Below are 230 nucleotides of genomic sequence, written 5' to 3'. Positions count from 1 at the left end.
CTTGCACTTGTTGAAGCACTTTGGCTTGCTGACGTGCTTGCTGATTGGCTGGCACTTGTTGAAGCAGACTGACTAGCTGAGGTGCTTGCTGATGCTGAGGCACTTGTTGACGCTGACTCAGAGGCGCTTGTCGAAGCTGAAGCTGAAGCACTTGTTGAAGCTGATTCAGAAGCTGATGTGCTAGCAGAAGCTGAAGCACTTGTTGAAGCCGATTGGCTAGCTGAGGTGCT

1 protein-coding gene is annotated in these 230 nt (G+C 51.3%); it reads right to left on the bottom strand.

Annotated elements, in window-relative coordinates; translation table 11 throughout:
• On the bottom strand, positions 1-230 hold a 230-nt coding region (locus OCF96_RS10130; protein WP_261447096.1), incomplete at both ends, for a hypothetical protein.

The organism is Streptococcus mitis, from assembly GCF_946190065.1.
Classification (GTDB): Bacteria; Bacillota; Bacilli; order Lactobacillales; family Streptococcaceae; genus Streptococcus; species Streptococcus mitis_DE.
This window is presented reverse-complemented; position numbering and strand designations above follow the sequence as displayed.